This is a genomic window from Duganella lactea, from assembly GCF_009857505.1.
In the GTDB taxonomy this organism is placed as follows: domain Bacteria; phylum Pseudomonadota; class Gammaproteobacteria; order Burkholderiales; family Burkholderiaceae_D; genus Rugamonas; species Rugamonas lactea.
Map to the genome: position 1 here is coordinate 105,327 of NZ_WWCP01000002.1, position 23,007 is coordinate 128,333.

The window sequence follows — 23,007 nt, forward strand, 5'->3', positions numbered from 1 at the left end:
GGTTCCGTTCTTAAAGTATGACTCACAGGCCAGCTGCGTTTTTCACCAGCGTGAACACCTTGGTGTTGTCGATGGTGCCGGTGAAGGTCTCGGCGCCCTTGCCGATGGCGCCCAGGAAGACATCGGTGCCGCCGTGGGTTTCACCGCCGGCGCCCATGCGGATCACCGCTTCCTGATGGTAGGTGCTGGCGCCGGTGACGCTCTCGTCCAGCGAGGCCTGGCTGGTACGGCTGCCCTGCACACGGTTTTCACCGTTGCCGAAACCGATGATCGGATACGGCGCGCCGTCCAGATCCTTGTCGGCCGCGCCGGTGACATAGTTCTTCACCACGCCCAGCACGCCGGCGCTGGCGGCGGTGGTCTTGCCGGTGCGCTTGGCGTAGCCGTTCAGCACCAAGGTGTGGTCATGGTCGGCGGTGACGACGATCAGCGTGTTGGCCAGCGTCGGATCGGTCAGCTTGGCCTTGGCGATGGCGGCCTTGATGGCGTTGTCGAAGGCCACGGTGTCCTGCAGCGCTTTCTTGGCGGTGGTTTCGTGCAGCGCATGGTCGATGCGGCCGCCTTCGACCATCAGGAAGTAACCCTTGCTGTTACGCGACAACACATCCATGGCCTTGGTGGTCATGTCGGCCAGGCTGGGCTCCTTGGCCGGATCGCGGTCCAGGTCGTAGCTCATGTGGCTGGAGGTGAACAGGCCCAGCAGCTTGTCGGTCTTGGTGCCATCGATGGCGCTGAACTCGGTGGCGTTGCTGGCGTAGGCGTAGTTTTTGGCCTTCAGCTCGGCGATCAGGTCGCGGCCGTCGGCGCGCTTGCCGCCATCCTTGACCGGTTTGAAGAACTGGCTGCCGCCGCCCATCAGTACATCCAGGCCGGTGGTGCCCAGCGCGCTGTTGTAGCCGGCGCCGCCCGGCACGGCGGCCGCGGCGATGTCGTTTTCCAGATCGCGGTGGCAGATGTGCGCATAGGTCGCGGCCGGCGTGGCGTGGGTCACGCGCGCGGTGCTGACCACGCCAGTGCCGAGGCCGGCGGTCTTGGCCAGTTCCAGCAGCGTGGTGGCGGCGGTGCCGTTGTTGGTGCCGCAGTTATTGCCCAGCTTGTTGCCGGCGGCATCGGTGATCGGATCGATGGCGTTGGTGTTCTGCGACATCGAGATCACTTCGTTGTTCATTTTCACGCCGGTCATGTACGCGGCCATCGACGGCGCGCTGTCGGTCACCTGGGCGTCGTTGGAGAAGGTTTTAACGAAGGCGGTTTCCGGCAGCGTGTCCATGGTCAGCTCGCCGTCCTCGCCGACCGCGTAGATGCGGGCGGCGGTCATGGTGGTCAGGCCCATGCCATCGCCGAGGAAGAAGATCACATTCTTCGGCGCGGCCGCGACCGGTGGCGTGGTGGTGGCGGGCGTATTATTGTCGCTGCTGCTGCAAGCGGCCAGGAAGGCGGCGCTCAATGCAGCGATCAGAAGAGACTTACGGTTCATGTCGTCAATCCAACTTGTTATAGAGATTTGCAAGATAACAATTCTTTATGACAAGACTATGACCACAGCAACTTTCATCTCAGCATATTCAGCTTAGGCATATGGTTGCGAATACGTGTAAGATTGCCATCCTGTCTGAAAAGCAACATCACAAATGCATCAACCACTTGAATTACTGCCAAAAATGCAGAGCCAGCGGTTGGTTCTCCGAGAAATGGCGGATGACGACGCCGCCGCCCTGCTCGCCATCTATGGCGATCCGCTGGCCATGCAATATACCGACGAGGCGCCGTTTCCCGATCTGGCCACCGTCAGCGTCATGCTTGCCAGTGTCCGCAAGCTGCTGGCGAGCGGCGAATCGCTGGAGTGGGCCATCATTGAGCGCGATACGCATCAACTGATCGGCACGTGCGGCCTGCACAGCTTCGATGGCGGGCAGGCCGAGGTCGGCTGCCTGCTGAAGCAAACCGCCTGGGGCCAAGGCTACATGGCCGAGGCGATCACTTTGCTGACACGATACGCCAGGGACGATTTGCGGCTGACCGAGCTGATCGCAGACGTCGCGCCCGCCAACGAGCGGGCACAACGCCTTTTCCATAAACTCGGCTATCTGCCGGATAGCGCCAGCCTGCTGCGTAACGTTTTACGTTGAAGCCCTCCGCCGCCGATGGCGGCCCGAAGAAGCTGGTGATGTGATCGAATTCGGCATCGCTGGTCTGGAACGCGTGGATTTGCCGGCGGCTATTTTCCCGCAGATCAGGTGCAACATGGAACGCTCCTTAAAAAATGCCGAGGGCGGCGCTCCAAATAGAAAAGCCGCCTCTCAGGCGGCGTCTACGATGGAAGTTAAGCCGCCACAGGAATAATGGCGGTAATAATCGAAAGTGGCGGCATCTTGCTCATCATTTCAGCGTCACAGAATTCGCCACTGGCGTCAAGCGGCGTATCGCAACGCGCTTGCGGCCGGCATCGGCAGCGACGCACGGGCTGGCATCGGCTGGACGCGGGCCGAGTCCAGTTTGAACGCCCCGACCAGTTGCGCCAGTTCACGCGCCTGCGCTTGCATGGCGGCGGCGGCGGCGGCGGCCTCTTCAACCAGGGCGGCGTTCTGCTGGGTCACACCGTCGATGTCGACGATGGCCGTGTTGACTTGCTGAATACCGTGCTCCTGTTCGCTGCTGGCCGCGCTGATCGAACCCATGATGGCGGTGACCTTTTGCACGCTGTCGACAATATCGGTCATTGTGGCGCCGGCCGTCTCGGCCAGTTCGGCGCCGCTGGCCACACGATCGGCCGAGTCGTTGATCAGCTTCTTGATTTCCTTGGCCGCCTCGGCCGAACGCTGCGCCAGATTGCGCACCTCGCCCGCCACCACCGCAAAGCCGCGCCCCTGCTCGCCGGCGCGCGCCGCCTCCACCGCCGCGTTCAAAGCCAGCAGATTGGTCTGGAACGCGATGCCATCGATCACGCTGGTGATGTCGACAATCTTGTGCGCATAGTCGTTGATGCTGGCCATGGTGCGTACCACTTCCGCGACCACCGCCCCGCCCTTGCACGCCACGTCGGAGGCCGACTTGGCCAGTTGGTTCGCCCGGCGGGCGTTGCCGCTGTTCTGCTTGACCGCCGACGTCAACTCGTCCATCGCCGACGCCGTCTCTTCCAGCGCGCCCGCCTGGTGCTCGGTGCGGCGCGACAGATCCATATTGCCATTGGCGATCTCGCGCGACGCCAGATCAATCGCCAGCGCGCCGTCGCGCACACGGCCGACGGTATCGGCCAGCCGCGCCGTCATGTGGCTGAGCGCATCGAACAGCTTGCCGATCTCGTCACTGCGGCCATGCGTGATCACGGCGCGCAGCTCGCCGCCGGCCACCTGTTCGGCCAGCGCCACCGCCTGCGTCAGCGGCCGGACGATGCTGCGCGTCAGCATCCACGCCAGCAACACGCCCAGCGCCAGCGTGCCCAAGCCAAAACCGATCAGCAACGCTCGGCTGCCAAGGTACTGGCTTTCCGACGCGGCCGCCAGCGCCTTGGCCTGCTGGGTCTGATATGCCAGCAATTTATCCAGCGCGCCCGAATAAGCCTTGAACACGCCCGGCCACTGGCGGTCCAGCAGATCGCCGACCTCCTGCACGCGGCCGCTGTCCTTGAATTTGAATAGCGTGGCGCGCAGCGCCATGAAGGCCGCCTTCCTGGTCGCTACCGCGCGCAGCAGTTCGGCCTCCTCGCCGCTGGTCGGCATGGCCGTCAGCTGACGCTCCATGTCGGCCGCCAGCTTGTCGCCGGCGGTCAGTTGGGCCTGGAACAGATCCGCCACCTCCAGGCTGTCGCTGCGGCCGATCGAGATCGCCCGCAGTCCATTTAATTCGGTCACGCCCAGCAGTTCGGAGGTGAGCTGCTGCCGCGCCAGCTTCTCATGAACCAGGTTGGACGCGGTATCGTTGGCCGATTGCAGCCGCCACAGCGACACCAGCGACATGCAGGCCATCAGAAACAATAACACTGCGAACGATGCCATCACACGCATGCCGGTATTTAGTTGGGGTAATTTCATAGCTGTATAAAGTGAGTAAAAATACGCCCTCCAGGCGAATTCTCACCAATCTACACACCGAATATGACATCGAAGTTACCGCAAGGCAACCACGTAGAAATATTTTCCGTTAAACAATATGTAATGATGTCGTAACAATTGCCTTGTAGTATGAAATGCTCAGTGTTGATAAAGGTTTCCGACCGTGGAGTTCAATGCCTCTCGTTTGCACCTGCCCCGCTTTCGCTTGTCCGTTGCGGCAGACCTGTGCGTGGAGACGATCTCGGTCGTGTCCGACACCACCAACTTCGCGGTGCTGGCGCTGTTCACCGAACGCCGCGACCTGATGAGCCTGCCCGTCGTCGAGATGGACCGGCCGATCGGCCTGATCAGCCGCAACATCTTCATGTCGCAGATGTCCAAACCCTTCTATCACGAGCTGTACGGCAAGAAGAGCTGCATCGCCTTCATGGACAAGGAGCCGCTGATCGTCGACGCCAACGTCAGCATCGAGGCGTTGACCTTCCGCGCGGTGGAATCGGGCGAGAAGACGCTGGCCGATGGATTTATCGTAACGCGTGACGGCACTCTGGCCGGCGTGGGCTTCGGCCTGCAGTTGATGAACGTGGTGGCCAATATGCAGGCCGAGAAAAATCGCCAGATCATGCACAGCATCGACTACGCCAGCGTGATTCAGCGCTCGCTGCTGCGGCCATCGGATCTGGCGCTGTCCAACGCGCTGGACGACGCCCACCTCGAATGGCAGCCGCGCGACGTGGTCGGCGGCGACTTCTATCACTTCGCCAAATACGACGACGGCTGGTTCGCCGCCATCGCCGACTGCACCGGCCACGGCGTACCGGGCGCGTTCATGACGCTGATTTCCTCTTCCACACTGGCGCAGGCCTTGCAGCAACTGGGCCCGCGCGATCCATCGCTATTGATCGCCGAAGTCAATCGCGGCGTCAAGCGCCTGCTGGGTCAGGTCGAAGGCGATGGCCAGGCCGAGTCCAACGATGGTCTGGACGCGGCGTTCCTGTGGTTCGACAGCGCCACGCGCCAGCTGCACTTTGCCGGCGCCAAGCTGCCGCTGTTCCAGCTCGATCCCGATCAGCAGGCGGTGCAGACGGTCGATGGCGAGCGCATGGGCGTGGGCTACATCGACACGCCGATGGACTACCGCTGGACCAATAAAATCATCCACATCCCGGAGGGCAGCCTGCTGTTGCTGACCACCGACGGCTTGATCGACCAGATCGGCGGCGCCAAGGATATCGCCTACGGCAAGCGCCGCATGCGCGATGTGCTGCTGGCGCGACGCACCGAATGCGCGCGCCACGTGGCACAGGCCATGCTGGACGACCACCAGGCGTGGCAAGGCGTGCAGCCGCGCCGCGACGACCTGACCTTTTTCTGCCTACGCCCGTAAGGAGCATCACTTGTTGTACGAAGAATTCAGCGATTTTTATGAGGTGGCCCGCAAGCGCCACATCATCTTTTTCTACATGGGCTACTTCTCGCAGCCGGTGGTGGCGGCCATTTCGGAAACCATCCGCGCGCGGCTCGACACGGCCGGCGCGGCCGGGCCAACGCGGCGCAGAATCTTCTCGTCGTTTGTGGAAATGTCGCAGAACATCATGCACTATTCGTCGGACACGCTGACGCCGGACGACGACGCCGAACACCAGATGCGCCGGGGCTCATTCTGCATCGGCATGAAGGATGACAGCTTCTTCCTGCTGTGCGCCAATCCGGTCGACAGCCTGAATGTGGAGCGCATCCGCAGCCGCCTCGATCCGCTGCACACCATGACCATGGAAGAGATCAAGCTGGCCTACAAGAAGGCGCTGCGCGAGGAAACGCCGGCCGACAGCAAGGGCGCGGGTCTGGGCTTCCTGACCATGGCGCGCGATGCCAGCGAACCACTGGAATTCGAGTTCGTGCCGGATGAGCACCAGCCGCAATCCACGGTGTTCTGCATCAAAGCGATTATCTGACGACATACCGAGAACTATAATGGAACCAATGTTTATCGCCGCTTCGCCCACCTCGCCGGAAATCGACTTCCGCTTCGCGCAGCACACGCTGTCGATCAAGGGCGAGTCCTATCCCGAAAACGCCGCCGCCTTCTACGGCCCGGTCATCGCCCGCGTGCAGGCTTACCTGGACAGCTGCGACGAGGCCGAGATCACCGTCCACGTCTCGCTGGCCTACTTCAACAGCTCCAGCACCAAGATGCTGTTCACCTTTTTCGACGCGCTGAACAAGGCCGCGCTGGCCGGCAACCAGGTGCGCCTGAACTGGTATCACGATGAAGACGACGACACCATCCTCGAATTCGGCCAGGAACTGCGGGACGATTTCGGCGCGCTCGATTTCCATGACCATGCAGTGAGCAACTGATGCCCCCCAAGGCCGACGCCGACTTGTTTGCGCAGGAAAGCGCCGCACTGGCCCAGGCCAAGGCGGCCCACGCCGATCCGCGCGCCGACGCCCGCGCCGCCTTGGCCGACATGATAGGCCACTACGAGCGCCTGATGCGCGAGAGCCGCCGGCTGATCCGCCGCAGCGATCGCGCGGAGCTGGACATGAATCAGATGAACCGCCAGCTGCACGAACTGGCGCAGCAACTGGAATACCGTGCCACCCACGATCCACTCAGCGGCGCATTGAACCGGGCGGCGGTCATCGACCAGGCCAGCGCCTGCCTGCAACAAGAGGACATGGCGCTGATCGTGCTGGACATCGATCACTTCAAATGGATTAACGACGATTTCGGCCACCCGGCCGGCGACACCGTCATCAAGACGGTGGTCAGCTGCCTGCGCAAGCTGCTGGGGTCCGATGCGGCTGTGGGCCGGGTGGGCGGTGAAGAGTTTTCGGTCATCTGGCCGACCGCCGATGCGGAGGAAGCGCGCGAAGTGGCCGGCCATATCTGCGACGCCATCGCCGACCAGGTCTTCGGCGCGCCGATCAACCGCCAGATCACGGCCAGCGTCGGCGTCAGCTGGAACCCGCGGGGCACCTGCTTTGAACTGGCCTACAGCCGCGCCGACGAGGCGCTGTACGCGGCCAAGCGCGCGGGGCGCAACTGCGTGAAAATACATTCGCAGTTGCCGCTTCCGGTCACGCCGCCACCAGCGCCTTCAGACGCGTCAACTCCTTGCCATTAGCCTTGCAGATGGCGCGGAAGGCCGCGCCGATGCGTTCATCGCCGCCCGCCGAGCGCCAGAAGGCGATCGCCGCGTCGGCGGCAGCCAGCCAGTCTTCGCGCTCCGCCGGCAACGGCAGCACCGGCATGAATTCCCGCTGCGGCAGCTCGACACCGCGCGCCGGCGCGTACAACATCGGCAGCATATCGTAGGCCGGCGCCAGTGCCAGCGGCGGTTGGCCGTCTTCGCCAGGCACGAAGGCCAGATTCCCTTCATGCATGTCGGTGTTGGCGATCAACCGGCCGAAATGCCACAGGCGATTGATCGCCGAATGCGTGGCGACGCCGATGTGGCGCTCCGCCAGCATGCGCGCCGCCGCCCTGCTCCAGTTCTCACCGGCCATGCCGAATAAGGCGGCATCGATTGCCGCCCAGGTGCAGACCGCCGAGCGGCCAAATTCACCGTGGCGGTCAAAGCGCTCCACCTCCAGGAAGGTCCGTTTGTCGGCGCGGACAATGCGGCTGCGCGCGGCGGGCAGTCGCAGTTCCTTCATGATCGTCTCCAGCGCCAGATGTTCGCACACCAGCAAATCCGACCAGCGCTGCACGCCCGGCGTGCCATCGTTTCCGGAGAATTTGACGATGACGTGCGCACGTTCGCCGTCATGCTCGCGGAAGGCGGTAAATTTCGGGAATTCCCCGCCGGCTGAAGATCCGGCATCGCCGGCCTGCATCGCGGCCGCGGCAAGTGGTGGATACGAGGCCTGCGCCGACACGGCATGGCCCTGGCGCACGGTCTCCAGGTGACGCCGATAGGCCGCCTCGCCGATGATGTAGTTGCCAGCGCTGTCGGCGCCCAGGTTGGCCAGCACATAGAGGATATCGTCCTCAGGCCACTTTTCCGGATCTGGCCCCACTTGCAGCAGCCCGGCGTAATTGCGTGCGAAATTACGGCCCAGGAAACCCTGAGGACGCATATCATCCAACGGATACGGCAAGCCGGGGAACCAGCCATCCCGCATCTCGGGCGCCAGTGGCCATGGCCATTCAAACGGTTCCGCATAACGCAGCGCGCAGCCGGCGGGATAGATGGGATCAAGCGTGGCTATCTGCTCGCCACGCCCATCGCGGTCGACGCGATAGATCGGCAGCGACTCGGTGCTGCCGCGCAGCGGACGGCGCGCCGCATAACTGGTACGGCGCGCGGCGCCGCGCACCACCACCTGATCCCCCAGCGCGCGCACCATGCGCATCATGGTGGCGCGGCTGAGCGTCGGACGGCTTTTTTGCAGCTGTAGCAGCAGGTCGGCGCCGGATAGCACGCGCGCCAGCCGGAGCCTATGCAGGATATCAGTCATATGAAACGCTTAATGAAACGCTTAATGAAACGATTTTATTAGACCAAATATAGCATATTCAATGACTTACCAGCATTATATCCGCAGTGGTGAAACGATTATTGCACCGGAGTGAGCAACGGTTGGCCGGCGAAATGGGCGCGCAGGTTATCGACCACCAGCTGGCCCATGGCGTGGCGCGTCTCGACCGTCAGACTGGCGACGTGCGGCGTCAGCACCACATTGCCCAGCGCGCGCAGCGCGGCCGGCACGCGCGGTTCGTCGGCAAAAACGTCCAGCGCGGCGCAGCCCAGTGTGCGCTCGCGCAGCGCCACGATCAGCGCCGCCTCGTCCACCAGCGAGCCGCGCGCGATATTCACCAGCGTGCCCTGCGGTCCAAGCGCCGCCAGCACGTCAGCGTTCACCACGTGATGCGTGGCCGGGCCGCCCGGCGCCGCCACCACCAGATAGTCGCTGGACTGCGCCAACGCCAGCAGCGACTCCGCGCGCGGCGCTTTCACGCCTTCGATGGCGCGTGGCTGGAAGTACTGAATCCGCATGCCGAACGCCTCGGCGCGCGCCGCGATCGCCTGGCCGATGCGGCCAAAACCGAACACGCCGCACACCTTGCCGCGCAAAGCGCGGGCGGTCGCAATCGGCTTGCCCGCCTCCCAGGAACCATCGCGCACAAACGCATCCAGGGCCGGCAGGCGGCGCGCGGCGGACAGCAGCAGCGTCAGCGCCAGGTCGGCCACGTCGTCGGTCAGCACGCCGGGCGTGTTGGTGACGGCGATGCCGCGCGCGCGGGTCGCGTCGAGGTCCACCGCGTCGGTGCCGATACCGTTGACGGCGACGATTTCCACCTTGGGCAGCCGCGCCAGCAGATCGGCCTTGATGCCGATGGCGCCGGTGGTCAGCACGCCGCGCACCGCCGGTGCCACGCCGGCCAGCCAGGCCTCCTGCGGCTGGCGCGGCTGCTGCCACAGATGATGACAATGAAAATACTGCTCCAACTGCGCCATCACATCGGCCGACGGGCTGGCCGCCATTACTAATATCTCGGGTTTCATAACACTACCTAAGCTGGTTTGCATGTGGCGATTGTACAAGTGATGTGGATTTCCTGTTGCCGGTCGTAGACTTTCAGTCGGCATTTCCGTATGCTTGAACGATCACGCCAAGGAGCGCGCCCTGATTTGAAAGCCCACGCCCCACCCCATCACCTTCTGGCCGCCGCGCGCCACTGGTTGCGCGCGGCCATCGTCACGCTGGCCGCCTGGCTGGCGGTCTGCGGCCCCGCCCTTGCGGGCAACGGGCGCTGGGACAATCTCGCCACGCCGCTGTTCGAACACCTCGGCGTGGAACAGGGCATGCCGCACGCCGCCGGCATGGCGCTGGCGCAGGATGGCGACGGCTATATCTGGGTCGGCACGCAGGGTGGCTTGGCGCGCTGGGACGGTTACCGGGTGCGCAAATATCACTACAACGCCGCCGATCCGGCCAGCGTGCCGGGCGACTTTATCCAGGTGCTGCATGTCGATGTCGCCGGCCGCCTGTGGATAGGCACCGCCGCCGGCGGCCTGGCCATGTACGACAAACATACCGAGCACTTTGTGCGCCCCGTCGATGAACTGACGCGCGGCCAGGTCAGCGCCATCGCCAGCGACGGCAAGGGCAATCTGTGGATCGGCACCGCCGACGGCCTGAAATTCTACGACCCCGTCAACCGCACCATCCGCCGCTACAGCCACGAAGACACGCCCGGTCTGGCCGACAACCAGATCCGAGCCTTGCTGATGGACCGTGGCGGCACGCTGTGGATCGGCACCGCCACCGGCCTGTCGCGCATGCGTCCGGGCGCCGCCATCGCCGCCGTTCCGGTGCTCGGCGGTGGCCCTGGCGGCTGGCGCGACAGCGTGCTGGCGCTGGGCGAAAACAGCCGCGGACAGATCGCCTTCGGCACGCTGAGGAGCGGCATCGGCATCGTCGATAGCGGCGCCGCCACCGGCCGTATCGCCGCGCTGCACGGCGTCACCGACGTCGAGGCCAACATGGTGCTAGCGGTAGTGGAAACCGCGCCCGGCGTCTGGTGGGCCACCACCTACGGCGGCGGCATCATCGAATACCGCGCCGAGCCCGGCCGGAGCGCCCGTATCCAGCACCAGCCGGCGGTATCGTTCAGCCTCAGTCACGACCGCGCCGCCGCACTGCTGCGCGACCGCAGCGGCATGATCTGGGTCACCACCGAGCGCGGCGTCGATATCTACGATCCGCACACCGAGGCGATCGACTCCGTGTTCGGCGCCGTCGGCGCGCTGGAAGCCGGCGTCTCCACGCTGATGACCGACAGCCGAGGCGACGTCTGGATCGGTCTTGCCGACCAGGGTATCGACATCGTTAAGCCGGACGGCGCGCGCCGCGCCGCGCTGCGTCCCGATCCGCACAAGCCGGACAACGCCCTGCCCAAGCGCGTGATCCTGACGCTGGCCGAAGCCAGCCCCGGAGAAGCCTGGATCGGCACCCAACTGGGACTGTATCGGACCAACCGCAACGGCCACGCCGTGCAGCGCGTGCCGCTGCCGCAGGGGAATCCATATCCACGGGTCGGCACCATCCTGGCACGCCAGGGCGAGCTATGGCTGGGCACTTTCGAGGGTCTGCTGCGCTACAACCCCGCCACCGGCACGGTGGTGCGCTACGTCCAGGGGCCGCAGGAAAGCGGCGGCCTGACGGACAGCCGCATCCACGCGGTGGTGGCGGACGGCGACGGCGCCTTGTGGGTTGCCACCCGCAACGGCTTGAACCGGCTCGATCCGGACAGCGGCAAGACGGAACAGATCAAGGCCAACCCCGCCAAGCCGGACGCGCTGTCGGAGGCGATGGTCAGCTCACTGGAGATCGACCGGCGCGGACGGCTGTGGGTCGGCACCAACGGCGGCGGCATCTGCGTGATGACCGGACGCGACACGCTGGGCGAGCCGGTATTTGAACGGATCGGCGTCGCCTCGGGCCTGGGCACGAACACCATCATGGCGCTGCAATCGGACGCCGCGGGGCGCATCTGGGCGGCCACCTCGGAGAGCATCTCGGTAATCGACTCGGTGACCTTGCGCGCCCGCGCGCTGAGCCGCGCCGACGGCCTGCCCTTCCGCACCTTCTTCATCGGCGCCAGCACGGTGAGCCCGGAAGGCGATCTGATTTTCGGCTCCACCTCCGGCATGGCGGTGGTGTATGCGGAGCGCGTGATCGACTGGACCTATCGTCCGCCACTGGTCATCAGCGAGGTCAGGCTGGACCAGCGACGCATCACGCCGGCCGAGCTTACCAGCAAGGACGGGCCGACGCTGGTGATACCACCGGAGAGCCTGAGCCTGGAAGTGGAACTGGCGGCGCTCGACTATTCGGCGCCGCAGCGCAACCGCTACGCCTATCTGCTGGAAGGCTTCGACCAGCGCTGGGTCGAAACCGACGCCACCCGCCGCATCGCCACCTACACCCACCTGCCGCCCGGACATTATGTGCTGCGCATGCGCGGCAGTAACCGCGACGGCCTGTGGAACGCCGACGAACTGACGTTGCGCGTGGTCGTGCTGCCGGCCTGGCACCAGACCTGGTGGGCGCGGCTGGGTTACGCGGTCATCTTCTGCGCGCTGACCTGGGCGCTGATCCGCTGGCGCGTGCAGCGCCTGCAACGCGAGCAGGAAGCCTTGCAGGCGCTGGTCTACTCGCGCACCCGGCACCTGGAAAAGCTCAACGCCATCGTCAAATCGATCAACGAACAGGTGGACTTCGACGCCCTGCTGCACACCATGCTGCAAGAGTCGACCGCGATCAAGGGGATCGACTCGGCGCTGGCGCTGGTGCGGGATTACGGCACCGACACCTTCACCCTGCGCGCGGCCTGGGGGCGCATCGACGCCAGCGCCGACGCCTACCATATCGAACTGCGCCAGGCGGAGCAGTGCTACGCGCCGGCCGACGGCATGATCGCGCCGGACATCTTCGAAGTGCACCATCCGCACTCGCTGCCGGGCGACGTCTGCGCGCTGCTGTCGGTGCGGGTGGTGATCGACGGCCAGGTCGAAGGCTACCTGATTTTCGAGAACTACCAGTACCAGACCGCCTTCGACCCAAGCGACCTGGATCTGCTCAAGGCCCTGAAGGAGCCGTTCACCTCCGCCTACCTGAAGGCGCGCGCCATCCGCATGATCGAAAAGGCGCGCGAGAACGCGGAGGCGGCCACGCTGGCGAAGAGCGAATTCCTGGCCAACATCAGCCACGAAATCCGCACCCCGATGAACGCCATCCTCGGCTTCGCCGGCCTGGGTACGCACCTTGACCTGCCGCCGCAGCCGCTGGACTACTTCCGCAAAATCAGCCGCGCCGGCCAAAGCCTGCTACAGATCATCAACGACGTGCTGGACTTCTCCAAGATCGAATCGGGCAAGCTGGAACTGGAAGCGCTGCCCTTCGACCTGCCGGATACGCTGGACCAGGTCGCCGACCTGTTCGCATGGCGCGCCGCCGAACGCGGACTGGAACTGGTGATCGGCGCGACGCCGGAGGTGCCATGCAACCTGCTGGGCGACCCGCTGCGGCTGGGGCAAATCCTGGTCAACCTGATGGGCAACGCGCTCAAATTCACCGCCCGCGGCCACATCGAACTGCGGGTGGAGGTGGACGCCTCCAGCCCGGCCATCACGCCGGGCGGACCGCTGGTGCTGCGCTTCACGGTGGAGGACACGGGCCTGGGCATCAGCGCAGAACAGCAGGCGCGCCTGTTCCAGGCGTTCGCCCAGGCCGACGCCAGCACCACGCGGCTGTACGGCGGCACGGGCCTCGGTCTCGCCATCTCGCAGCAACTGGTGCGCAAGATGGGCGGCGAGATCCAGGTCGACAGCGAACCGGGGGTCGGCAGCAGCTTCAGTTTCACGGTGCAGCTGCAGGCGGCGGCCGAGCAGTCGCCGCGCGTGCTACCGGTGCCGGCGACCGTGCAAGGCAAGCGTATCCTGGTGGTGGACGACAGCGACGCCACGCGCCATATGCTGAAAATCCAGCTCGGCATGCTGGGCTTGAAAGCGCGCGCCGTACCCTCGGGTGCGGCGGCGGTGGCGGCGATGCAGCTCGATCCCTACGACGTGCTGCTGATCGACGCCGACATGCCCGATGTCGACGGCATCGACACCCTGCGCCGCATCGCCACCGACGCCGAACTGGCGTCCGTGCCTGCGGTGCTGATGGTGACCGCCTACGCACGCGAGCATCATACTGAAGTCATCGAGCAGACCCGCGTCACCCCCTTCATCGACAAGCCGGCCAGTCCGCAGCAACTGCGTAACGTCGTCCTGACGGCGCTCGGGCTGGAGACGGCGCAGCAGAGCGCCACGCTGATCACGACACCATCGCTAGCGATCCAGCGCATCCGCGGCGCCCGGGTGCTGGTGGTCGACGACAACACGATCAACCAGCAAGTGGCCAGCGATATCCTGCAACGGGCCGGCGTGCACGCCGACGTCGCCAGCAGCGGCGAACAAGCCGCGCGCGCGGTCGACGCCAACCACTACGACGCGGTGCTGATGGACATCCAGATGCCGGACATGGACGGCTACCAGGCCACGGCGCTGATCCGCAACAACGAACGGCACGCCGCGCTGCCGATCATCGCCATGACCGCGCACGCGGTGGCCGGCTACCGCGAGCGCTGTCTCAACATGGGCATGAACGACTACGTGACCAAGCCGATCGACCCGGACACGCTGTACGCGGTGCTGGCGACGTGGGTGCTGGCGGACGCCGGCCGCGCGGCGACAGCCGACGCCATCGACGCCCAAACGGCCAGCGCCCGCGCCGCCGCCAACAGCGGCGCGCCGGTCAAGCCCCGCGCCGGCATCGACACCCAGGCCGCGATCGACCGGCTGGGCGGCCACGACGCGCTGCTGTCACAGCTACTCAACCTGTTCGCGCAGGACTTCGCAGCGACCCTGCCGCGGATTCAGGACGCCATCAACGCCGGCGATCTGCCGCAAGCGGCCGAGCTGGTGCACAAGATCCGCGGCGCGGCGGGCAACCTCTGCGCCAACGAGCTGCTGCGCGCCGCCACCGCGCTGGAAGAGCGCCTGCGGGCGGAGCCGCAGGCGCTGGCCGACCTGCTGCAAGCGTTCGCGCACGAATTCAACATCGTCATGACCAGCGCCCGCACAGAACCCCGGTGTCAGGTCTGACATTCGCACACGGGCTCAACTGCGTAGCAGTTGAGCCCGTGTGCGAATGTCAGACCTGACACCGTTTTTTACTTGACCCGCTGCTTCTCCAGCTTGCGCGCCAGCGTGCGGCGGTGCATGCCGAGGCGGCGCGCCGCTTCGGAAATGTTGAAGTCGGTCTCGGCCAGCACCGCGTGGATGTGCTCCCACTCCAGCGTCTTCACCGACGTCGCGCGCCCGGTCAGCTCCAGCTCGGCCGCGCCGGCCACGTGCTCGAACGCCGCTTCGATGTCGTCCGTATTGGACGGTTTGGCCAGGTATTGGCACGCGCCCAGCTTGATCGCTTCCACCGCCGTGTTGATGCTGGCGAATCCGGTCAGCACCACGATCAGCATCTCGGGATCGTGCTCGTGCAGCATCTGCACGCACGCCAGCCCGGATGAGTTGCCTTTGAGTTTCAGGTCCACCACCGCGTAGCCGGGTGCGTTGTCAACCAGCAGCGCGCTGGCGTCGTCGACGTTTTCCGCCAGCAGCACCTGGTAGCCCCTGCGCTCGAAAGAACGCCCCAGGGTGCGGGCAAAGGCGGCGTCGTCTTCGACCAGCAGCAGTACTCGCTCTTCTATTGTCATTGTGATTCCGATTTGATTTCGATGGCCGACAACGGCAGCGTCAGGCGCACCATCGCCCCGCCCTTTCCCAGGTTGGTCGGCGTGACTTCGCCACCCAGCGTGCGCGCCACGTTCACCACCAGGAACAAGCCGAGTCCACCACCGGCGCGGCCTTTGCTGGAGTTGTAGGGCTTGCCGAATTCCGCCAGTATACCGGGCGCGAAGCCAGGTCCGTTGTCCGTTACCTGTAGCACCAGCGTGCCGCCTTCGATGCTGGCCTCCATCCGCAACCATTGCGGCGACGCTTCCAGCGCGTTGTCGAGCACATTGCAGATCATTTGCTTGAGCGTGGAATCGGACACCACGGGCAAGTCCAGCGTGATGCGGTTGTCAAACTCAAACCGCACCACCGGCCGCCCGATGCGCCATTCCGCCACCACTTCGTCAAGGAAGGTGTTGATGGTGGTGGCGGCCGACGATTCGCCGCGCGCCTCGCCGGCCGACATCAAGATGCCGCTGACGATGCTCTTGCAGCGCTGTAGCTGCGTCTGCATTTCGGCGATTTCTTCCAGCAGCACCGGGTTGCCCTTGAATTCGGGCATGCGCTTCCAGTCGCCGAGGATCACCGCCAGCGTCGCCAGCGGCGTGCCCAGCTCATGCGCCGCGCCCGACGCCAGCAAGCCCATGCGCACGATGTGTTCCTCCTCGGCCGCCCGCTGCCGCAGATCCGACAGCGCCGCCGCGCTGCTGCGCATGTTCTGCATGATGCGCGTGATGAAAATCACCAGCAGCGCCGCGTCCAGGATGAAGCACACCAGCATCCCCTGCACATACAGGCTGAAGATCCCGAGCGCGTGGTCCTGCGGCAGCGGCAGCGGTTCGGAGAACAGCGCCAGGCCGGCGATACAGGCGCCGGTGACGATCACGATGGTCCACGTCGACCAGCGCTCCAGCAGCACCGCGCCCAGAATCACGTGCAGCAGGTATAAAAAGACAAACGGATTGGTGGCGCCGCCGGTCAGGTACAGCTGCGCCGTCAGGATGGCGATGTCCACCGTCAACGCCAGCAGCAGCTCGCTGTTGGAGACTTCCTGATTTTCCTGCCAGCGCAAAATGCTGGCGACGTTGAAGGCGATCAGGCAGGCCAGCATATTGAGCATGGCCGGCATCGGCAGTTGCACGCCCAGCAGGATGGACGCGGTGGCGATGGTGGTGATCTGCCCGATCACGGCGATCCAGCGCAGCTGGATCAGCTGCTGCATGTTCTTGTGGCCGACCGCGTGGGTGATGGTGCTGGCGGAAGCGTTCGCCGACGCCAGCGGTTCGACCACCGGCAGCCGCACGCGGCCGCCGTCGTCGGCATTAGGATGTTTGTTTGCGCGCATCTCGGATGACCCATACCGTCGCGGCGGCCACCATCAGGGCCAGCGCGTACCAGGTGATAGCATAAACCAAATGGTTGTTGACGAAGGAAATGACCGTCAATCCGCCCGTCGGCTGCTCACCCGCCACCGGTCCCGCGGCCCGCGCCGTGGGCGCGTCGGCGTCGACAAAGTATGGCGCCACCTTCGCTTGGCCGAGGCCACGCGCCTGCGCGATCGCCTGCACGTCGCGCGTGTACCAGTAGTTGCGCGCCGGTTCGTTCTGGCGCAAGCGGCCCGCAACCTCGGTCATGCGCAGCAGGCCGCTGACGCGGACCACCGGACCGGACGCGGTAGCGCCCGCACACGCGTCGGCCGTCATGGCGGCCGGCGCCGGCTGCGGTTTCCAGCCGCTGACACCGGCCGGAATGAAGCCGCGGTTGATCATGACGATGCCGCCGTCCGGCGTGCACAGCGGCGTCACCACCCAGTAGCCGATGCCGCGTTCCAGCGAGGCCAGCACCTGCGTGGTGGCGCCGTCCAGCAGCACGCCACGCAGTTCGACACGCCGATAATCGTCGTTCTCCGCGCTCAGTTGCGGCCATTGTGCCACCGGCGGCGCCGGCAGCGGCGCGCCGTGCACGCGCTGGTCGACCCGTTCGATCAGCGCCAGTTTCCATTGCAACCGCAAGACTTGCCACGTTCCTAAAGCAAAAAACCCCGCGAACATCACCCCGGCCGCGAGGGCCAGGATGACGCGCAGGGCGCGGGAACGGTGGCGCTTAAGTGCGCCGTCCGTCATTGCATGTCTTGCATGTTATGAACATCGTTGCCCATCGACGGCATCATGTTCTTGTTCATGTGGTACATGACCCAGATCGAACCGGCCAGCACGATGACCAGCAGCACGACGGTGAACACGGTCGACAGCATCGACCAGCCGCCTTCGACCTTGTTGTTCATGTGCAGGAAGTAGACCATGTGGACCACGACCTGTACCGCCGCGAAGGCCAGCACAACGATGGCGGTGGTGCTCGACTTGTCGAATACCTTGGCCATCACCAGCCAGAACGGGATCGCGGTCAGAATCACCGACAGGATGAAACCGATGGCGTAATCCTTCAGGCTGCCGTGGTTTTCATCGTCGTGGCCATGGCCGTGGTGATCATGCTCAGAGTGGTTGTGTGGTGCGCTCATGGCAGGACTCCCATCAGATAGACAAAGGTAAAGACGCCGATCCAGATCACGTCCAGGAAGTGCCAGAACATCGACAGGCACATCATGCGACGCTTGTTCTCAGGGGTCAGGCCGTGTTTCTTCAGCTGGAACACCAGGGTCACCAGCCAGATGGTACCGAAGGTCACGTGCAGACCGTGGGTGCCGACCAGCGCGAAGAACGAGCTCAGGAACGCGCTGCGCTGCGGACCGGCGCCTTCGTGGATCAGGTGCAGGAACTCGTACATCTCCAGATACAGGAACGCCAGGCCGAACACGCCGGTGACCAGCAGCCAGCCGATGGTCGCCTTCAGGTTCTTGCGCTGCGAGGCGATCATGGCGAAGCCATAGGTGATCGACGACAGCAGCAGGAAGCCGGTGTTGATGGCCACCAGGCTGAGGTCGAACAGTTCCGCGCCCGACGGGCCGCCCGCATAGCTGCGGCCCAGGACTGCGTAAGTAGCGAACAGGCCGGCGAACAGCAGGCAGTCGCTCATCAGGTAGATCCAGAAGCCCAGCAGCGTGCCGTTTTCCGGATGATGGTCACGCACGTAGTAACGCGCGCTTGGGTCGGCGCTCAGGGCGCCGTTTGCGTTAATTTCAGACATGGCTTTCCAGGAAACGAGTATGCGCGTCTTCGGTACGAGTCACTTCATCGGCTTTGATGTAGTAATCGCGCTTGTAGTTAAAGGTGTGAACGATGATCGCACCAATCATGACCGCGAAGGCCACGGCGGCCGGGATCCACATCTGCCAGACCATGGCGAAGCCGAACACGAACGACAGCGCCGAGATGACGAAGCCGGCACCGGTGTTTTTCGGCATGTGGATGTCGACGAAGCCTTTCAGCGGACGCTGGTACTGGTTGGCTTTCATGTCCGCCCAGCTGTCGCTGTCGTGCACCACCGGGGTGAACGCGAAGTTGTAGTCCGGCGGTGGCGACGAGGTGGCCCACTCCAGCGTGCGGCCTTCCCATGGGTCGCCGGTGACGTCGCGCAGTTTCTCGCGGTCTTTCCAGCTCAGGAACAGCTGCAGGATGAAGGCGCCGATACCGCCGGCGATAATCACCGCGCCGATGGCGGCGACCACGAAGTAGATCTGCAGCGATGGATCATCGAAGTGGTTCATGCGACGGGTCACGCCCATGAAGCCCATGATGTACAGCGGGGTGAACGCCACCCAGAAGCCCACCAGCCAGCACCAGAACGACACCTTACCCCAGAACTCGTTCAGCTTGTAGCCGAAGGCTTTCGGGAACCAGTAATTGATACCGGCGAACAGACCGAACACCACGCCACCGATAATCACGTTGTGGAAGTGGGCGATCAGGAACAGCGAGTTGTGCAGCACGAAGTCGGCTGGCGGCACGGCCAGCATCACGCCGGTCATACCGCCGATGACGAAGGTCAGCATGAAGCCCACGGTCCACATCATCGGCACGGTGAAGCGAATGCGGCCTTTGTACATGGTGAACAGCCAGTTGAAGATCTTGGCGCCGGTCGGGATCGAGATGATCATCGTGGTGATGCCGAAGAACGAGTTGACGCTGGCGCCGGAACCCATGGTGAAGAAGTGGTGCAGCCATACCAGGTAGGACAGCACGGTGATCACGACGGTCGCGTACACCATCGAGGTGTAGCCGAACAGACGCTTGCCCGAGAAGGTCGAAACGATTTCCGAGAACACGCCGAACACCGGCAGGATCAGGATGTAGACCTCTGGGTGGCCCCAGATCCAGATCAGGTTGACGTACAACATCGGGTTACCACCCAGTTCGGTGGTGAAGAAGTTGAAGCCGGCGATACGGTCCAGCGACAGCAGCGCCAGCGTGATGGTCAGGATCGGGAAGGTGGCGACGATCAGCGCGTTGGTGCACAGCGCGGTCCAGGTGAAGACCGGCATCTTCATCATCGACATGCCAGGCGCGCGCATCTTGACGATGGTGGCGATCAGGTTGACACCGGACAGCGTGGTGCCCACCCCGGCCACCTGCAGCGACCAGATGTAGTAGTCCACCCCGACATCCGGCGAGGCCGCGATACCCGACAGCGGCGGGAACGCCAGCCAGCCGGTCTTGCCGAATTCGCCGACGAACAGCGACACCATGGTCAGCATCGCGCCGAAGGTGGTCATCCAGAACGAGAAGTTGTTCAGGAACGGGAACGACACGTCGCGCGCGCCGATTTGCAGCGGCACCACGTAGTTCATCAGACCGGTCACCAGCGGCATGGCCACGAAGAAAATCATGATCGTGCCGTGGGCGGTGAACACCTGGTCGTAGTGGTGCGGCGGCAGGAAGCCAGGGTTGTCGCCGAAAGCGATGGCCTGCTGCGCGCGCATCATCAGCGCGTCGGCGAAGCCGCGCAGCAGCATGATGATACCGAGCACCATGTACATGATGCCGATTTTCTTGTGGTCGATGGAGGTGATCCAGTCGCGCCACAACGGGCCCCACAAGCGGAATTTAAACATGACGGCCAGCAGCGCGAGGCCGCCGATCGCCACCATGGCGAAGGTACCGATCAGGATAGGCTCGTGGTATGGAATTGCTTCCAGCGACAGCCGTCCGAAGATCAGATTGGTCAGGTTCAGATCAGACATGGTCATTCTTTACGGGTAGGTTGAGCGGTTGCGGCGACCTCGGTCGGCTCGCACACCTCGTCTTTAGGCAGCTTCTGCGTGGCCACCGCAGCCTTGATGCGGTTGGCATCCTGGTGCATCTGGACATTCATGCAGACTTTGCCGTCGGCGACGCAACGGTTCAGGATGCGGCTGTACAGGTCGGCATCGACGGTACCGAAGTGCATGATCGGGTGCTTGATGGTCGGCTTGTCCAGCGCCAGGAACTCAGTGCGGTCCAGCTTGGCGGTGGAGGCCTTGGTCTTGGCGACCCAGGCGTCGAAGTCGCCCTGCGACACGCCGTGGTACTTGAAGCGCATCTGCGAGAAACCAGCGCCGCTGTAGTTGGCCGAGAAGCCGTCGTACACGCCCACCTTGTTCATCACCGCGTTCAGCTGCGTTTCCATGCTAGGCATGGTGTAGACCATACCGGCCAGCGCCGGAATGTAGAACGCGTTCATCACGGTCGTCGAGGTCATGTGGAAGCGCACCGGCACATCGATCGGCGTCACCAGCTCATTGACGGTGGCGATGCCCTGCTCCGGATAAATGAACATCCATTTCCAGTCCATCGATACCACTTGCACTTCCAGCGGCTTGACGTGCGGCGCCAGCGGACGATTTTCATCGATGCGGCTCAGCGGACGGTAAGGATCGAGCAAGTGGGTGTAAATCCACGTGATCAGGCCCAGCACGATGATGATCAGCAGCGGCGCGCCCCAGATCAACAGTTCGAGCTTGGTCGAGTGGTCCCAGTCCGGCTTGTATTCGGCGGCGGTATTTGACTTTCTATAGCGCCAAGCGAACAGACAGATCAGGAACATGACGGGTACGATGATCAACAGCATCAACAACGTTGACACAACTACAAGATGTGCCTGTTGCGCTGCGATATCTCCGGACGGATTCAGCACGACCGTATCGCAGCCAGCGAGCCACAGTAACGGTGCGAGGAGCAATCCACGACGAACGATAGGAGGAATCATGCGGTAATTTAGATTACAGATTATTGGGAACATGCTACTGTACTCACGACGGACTGTTCTTGCCATTGGACACTTTGTCCTACCCGCCTGGACACCCCCGTGATAACAATCAATTAACACGAGACAAAGAGACTATGGCTAATACGACTTCTATCAATGATGTCCAGGCCGCTCAGGCTGGCGTCCACGCACATCAACATCAAACGAGCCCAGGCGCACGCAGCATCAATGCCAGGGATGGGCATATCTCCCCCGGAGAAATCGCGATCGGTGTGGTTATCGGTCGCGCCTCCGAGTACTTCGACTTCTTTGTCTACGCGATTGCATCAGCCTTGGTGTTCCCGTCGGTATTCTTTCCTTACGACAGCAGGCTTGACGGCACACTATACGCCTTTGCGATTTTCGCGCTTGCGTTTATTGCGCGACCGATCGGAACTGTCGCATTTATGGCAATTCAACATCGCTTCACGCGTGAAACCAAGCTGACGCTGGCGCTGATGATCATGGGGGTTTCCACCGCCGGCATCGCCTTCCTTCCGGACTATGCCAGTTTGGGGACCACGTCGATTGTGTTCCTGGCTCTATTGCGGGTCGGACAGGGTATCGCCCAAGGGGGCTCCTGGGACGGCCTGCCGTCGCTGCTGGCGCTGAACGCGCCCGAGCACAAGCGCGGCTGGTACGCCATGCTGGGCCAGTTGGGCGCGCCGATCGGCTTCGTCATCGCCGCCGGCCTGTTCTCCTACCTGATGGCCAACCTGAACTCGCTGGACTTCCTTGAGTGGGGCTGGCGCTTCCCGTTCTACGTGGCCTTCGCCATCAACGTGGTGGCGCTGTTCGCCCGCCTGCGCCTGGTGACCACGCATGAATACTCGCACCTGCTGGACGAACACCAGCTCGATCCGGTGCCGGTCGGTGAACTGCTCAGCTCGCAGACGCGCAACATCATCATCGGCGCGCTCGCCGCGCTGGCCAGCTACGCGCTGTTCCACCTGGTGACGGTGTTCCCGCTGTCATGGATCACGCTGACCTCGCAGCGCTCGATCGCCGGCTTCCTGCAGGTGCAGATGGTGGGCGTGACGCTGATGGCGATTGCCATCATCATCTCCGGCTACCTGGCGGACCGCGTCGGCCGCCGCCACACGCTGGGCACGCTGGCGACACTGATCGGCATCTTCAGCCTGTTCGTGCCGTTCCTGATTGGCAACGGCGAAACCAGCCAGGACGCCTTCATCCTGATCGGCTTCACGCTGCTGGGCCTGTCCTACGGCCAGGCCTCGGGCGCGGTGACGGCGCAGTTCCCGCAGCGTTTCCGCTACACCGGCGCGGCGCTGACCAGCGATGTGGCGTGGCTGATCGGCGCCGGGTTCGCGCCGCTGGTCGCCCTGGGCCTGTCGTCGCACTTCGGTCTGGCGTATGCCGGCGTGTATCTGCTGTCCGGCGCCGTCGCCTCGCTGGCCGCGCTGAGCATCAACCGCGCGTGGAATATTCGCGATAACTAAACCGCTCTACCGCCCCGGCCG

At 64.0% G+C, this 23,007-nt stretch carries 19 protein-coding genes; 8 read left to right on the forward strand and 11 right to left on the reverse strand.

Features of this window, described 5'->3' with window-relative positions; all coding sequences use genetic code 11:
* Nucleotides 1-22: 22 nt before the first annotated feature.
* The gene (locus GTP44_RS03125; RefSeq protein ID WP_161018283.1) at nucleotides 23-1,477 is read right to left on the reverse strand and encodes an alkaline phosphatase; all 1,455 of its coding nucleotides are present in this window, start codon (nucleotides 1,475-1,477) and stop codon (nucleotides 23-25) included.
* Nucleotides 1,478-1,661: 184 nt separating this feature from the next.
* On the opposite strand from GTP44_RS03125, the gene GTP44_RS03130 reads away from it, so the two are divergent.
* Complete coding sequence (locus GTP44_RS03130; RefSeq protein WP_267875222.1) at nucleotides 1,662-2,129, forward strand: GNAT family N-acetyltransferase; 468 nt, start codon at nucleotides 1,662-1,664, stop codon at nucleotides 2,127-2,129.
* Between the two features lie 40 nt (nucleotides 2,130-2,169).
* Complete coding sequence (locus GTP44_RS03135) at nucleotides 2,170-2,343, forward strand: hypothetical protein (RefSeq protein ID WP_161018285.1); 174 nt, start codon at nucleotides 2,170-2,172, stop codon at nucleotides 2,341-2,343.
* A gap of 68 nt (nucleotides 2,344-2,411) precedes the next feature.
* On the opposite strand, the gene GTP44_RS03140 is transcribed toward GTP44_RS03135, so the two are convergent.
* Nucleotides 2,412-4,031, reverse strand: a complete 1,620-nt coding sequence (locus GTP44_RS03140) for a methyl-accepting chemotaxis protein (RefSeq protein WP_161018286.1) — start codon at nucleotides 4,029-4,031, stop codon at nucleotides 2,412-2,414.
* Between the two features lie 250 nt (nucleotides 4,032-4,281).
* Here GTP44_RS03140 and GTP44_RS03145 point away from each other — a divergent pair, with 250 nt between their 5' ends.
* The 4 genes from GTP44_RS03145 to GTP44_RS03160 are packed head-to-tail and all read left to right on the forward strand — an operon-like array spanning nucleotide 4,282 to nucleotide 7,183.
* On the forward strand, nucleotides 4,282-5,439 hold the full coding sequence (locus tag GTP44_RS03145) for a SpoIIE family protein phosphatase (protein WP_371867131.1): 1,158 nt from the start codon (nucleotides 4,282-4,284) through the stop codon (nucleotides 5,437-5,439).
* Nucleotides 5,440-5,449: 10 nt separating this feature from the next.
* Nucleotides 5,450-6,007 (forward strand): SiaB family protein kinase, encoded by a 558-nt coding sequence (locus tag GTP44_RS03150; protein WP_161018288.1) that lies wholly within the window; start codon nucleotides 5,450-5,452, stop codon nucleotides 6,005-6,007.
* Between the two features lie 19 nt (nucleotides 6,008-6,026).
* Nucleotides 6,027-6,413, forward strand: a complete 387-nt coding sequence (locus tag GTP44_RS03155) for a DUF1987 domain-containing protein (RefSeq protein ID WP_160991236.1) — start codon at nucleotides 6,027-6,029, stop codon at nucleotides 6,411-6,413.
* The gene (locus GTP44_RS03160) at nucleotides 6,413-7,183 is read left to right on the forward strand and encodes a GGDEF domain-containing protein (protein ID WP_161018289.1); all 771 of its coding nucleotides are present in this window, start codon (nucleotides 6,413-6,415) and stop codon (nucleotides 7,181-7,183) included. The genes GTP44_RS03155 and GTP44_RS03160 overlap by 1 nt, the downstream gene beginning before the upstream one ends.
* On the opposite strand, the gene yjjJ is transcribed toward GTP44_RS03160, so the two are convergent.
* Nucleotides 7,137-8,519, reverse strand: coding sequence for a type II toxin-antitoxin system HipA family toxin YjjJ (gene yjjJ, locus GTP44_RS03165; protein ID WP_161018290.1), 1,383 nt, complete (start codon nucleotides 8,517-8,519; stop codon nucleotides 7,137-7,139). The genes GTP44_RS03160 and yjjJ overlap by 47 nt on opposite strands.
* 98 nt (nucleotides 8,520-8,617) lie before the next feature.
* Nucleotides 8,618-9,568 carry a 2-hydroxyacid dehydrogenase gene (locus GTP44_RS03170; protein WP_161018291.1) on the reverse strand — a complete coding sequence of 317 codons (951 nt, stop codon included), beginning with the start codon at nucleotides 9,566-9,568 and terminating at the stop codon, nucleotides 8,618-8,620.
* Nucleotides 9,569-9,694: 126 nt separating this feature from the next.
* On the opposite strand from GTP44_RS03170, the gene GTP44_RS03175 reads away from it, so the two are divergent.
* Nucleotides 9,695-14,719: a hybrid sensor histidine kinase/response regulator gene (locus GTP44_RS03175; RefSeq protein ID WP_229256753.1), complete on the forward strand. Its 5,025-nt coding sequence runs from the start codon at nucleotides 9,695-9,697 to the stop codon at nucleotides 14,717-14,719.
* A gap of 68 nt (nucleotides 14,720-14,787) precedes the next feature.
* Here GTP44_RS03175 and GTP44_RS03180 read toward each other — a convergent pair whose 3' ends face one another.
* Genes GTP44_RS03180 through cyoA form a run of 7 tightly spaced genes read right to left on the reverse strand, consistent with a single transcriptional unit; the run spans nucleotide 14,788 to nucleotide 21,487 of the window.
* Nucleotides 14,788-15,327 carry a response regulator transcription factor gene (locus GTP44_RS03180; protein ID WP_161018293.1) on the reverse strand — a complete coding sequence of 180 codons (540 nt, stop codon included), beginning with the start codon at nucleotides 15,325-15,327 and terminating at the stop codon, nucleotides 14,788-14,790.
* Nucleotides 15,324-16,691: an ATP-binding protein gene (locus GTP44_RS03185; protein ID WP_161018294.1), complete on the reverse strand. Its 1,368-nt coding sequence runs from the start codon at nucleotides 16,689-16,691 to the stop codon at nucleotides 15,324-15,326. Before GTP44_RS03185 ends, GTP44_RS03180 begins: the two co-directional genes overlap by 4 nt.
* Nucleotides 16,669-17,469, reverse strand: coding sequence for an SURF1 family protein (locus tag GTP44_RS03190; protein WP_161018295.1), 801 nt, complete (start codon nucleotides 17,467-17,469; stop codon nucleotides 16,669-16,671). The genes GTP44_RS03185 and GTP44_RS03190 overlap by 23 nt, the downstream gene beginning before the upstream one ends.
* Entirely contained in the window at nucleotides 17,466-17,864 is a 399-nt protein-coding gene (gene cyoD / locus GTP44_RS03195; RefSeq protein ID WP_160991228.1) for a cytochrome o ubiquinol oxidase subunit IV, read from the reverse strand. Before cyoD ends, GTP44_RS03190 begins: the two co-directional genes overlap by 4 nt.
* Entirely contained in the window at nucleotides 17,861-18,490 is a 630-nt protein-coding gene (gene cyoC / locus GTP44_RS03200; RefSeq protein WP_161018296.1) for a cytochrome o ubiquinol oxidase subunit III, read from the reverse strand. The genes cyoD and cyoC overlap by 4 nt, the downstream gene beginning before the upstream one ends.
* Nucleotides 18,483-20,489, reverse strand: a complete 2,007-nt coding sequence (gene cyoB / locus GTP44_RS03205) for a cytochrome o ubiquinol oxidase subunit I (protein ID WP_371867133.1) — start codon at nucleotides 20,487-20,489, stop codon at nucleotides 18,483-18,485. Before cyoB ends, cyoC begins: the two co-directional genes overlap by 8 nt.
* On the reverse strand, nucleotides 20,486-21,487 hold the full coding sequence (cyoA, locus tag GTP44_RS03210; protein WP_161018298.1) for a ubiquinol oxidase subunit II: 1,002 nt from the start codon (nucleotides 21,485-21,487) through the stop codon (nucleotides 20,486-20,488). The genes cyoB and cyoA overlap by 4 nt, the downstream gene beginning before the upstream one ends.
* Before the next feature lie 134 nt (nucleotides 21,488-21,621).
* On the opposite strand from cyoA, the gene GTP44_RS03215 reads away from it, so the two are divergent.
* Entirely contained in the window at nucleotides 21,622-22,986 is a 1,365-nt protein-coding gene (locus tag GTP44_RS03215) for an MFS transporter (protein WP_160991225.1), read from the forward strand.
* Nucleotides 22,987-23,007 lie beyond the last annotated feature (21 nt).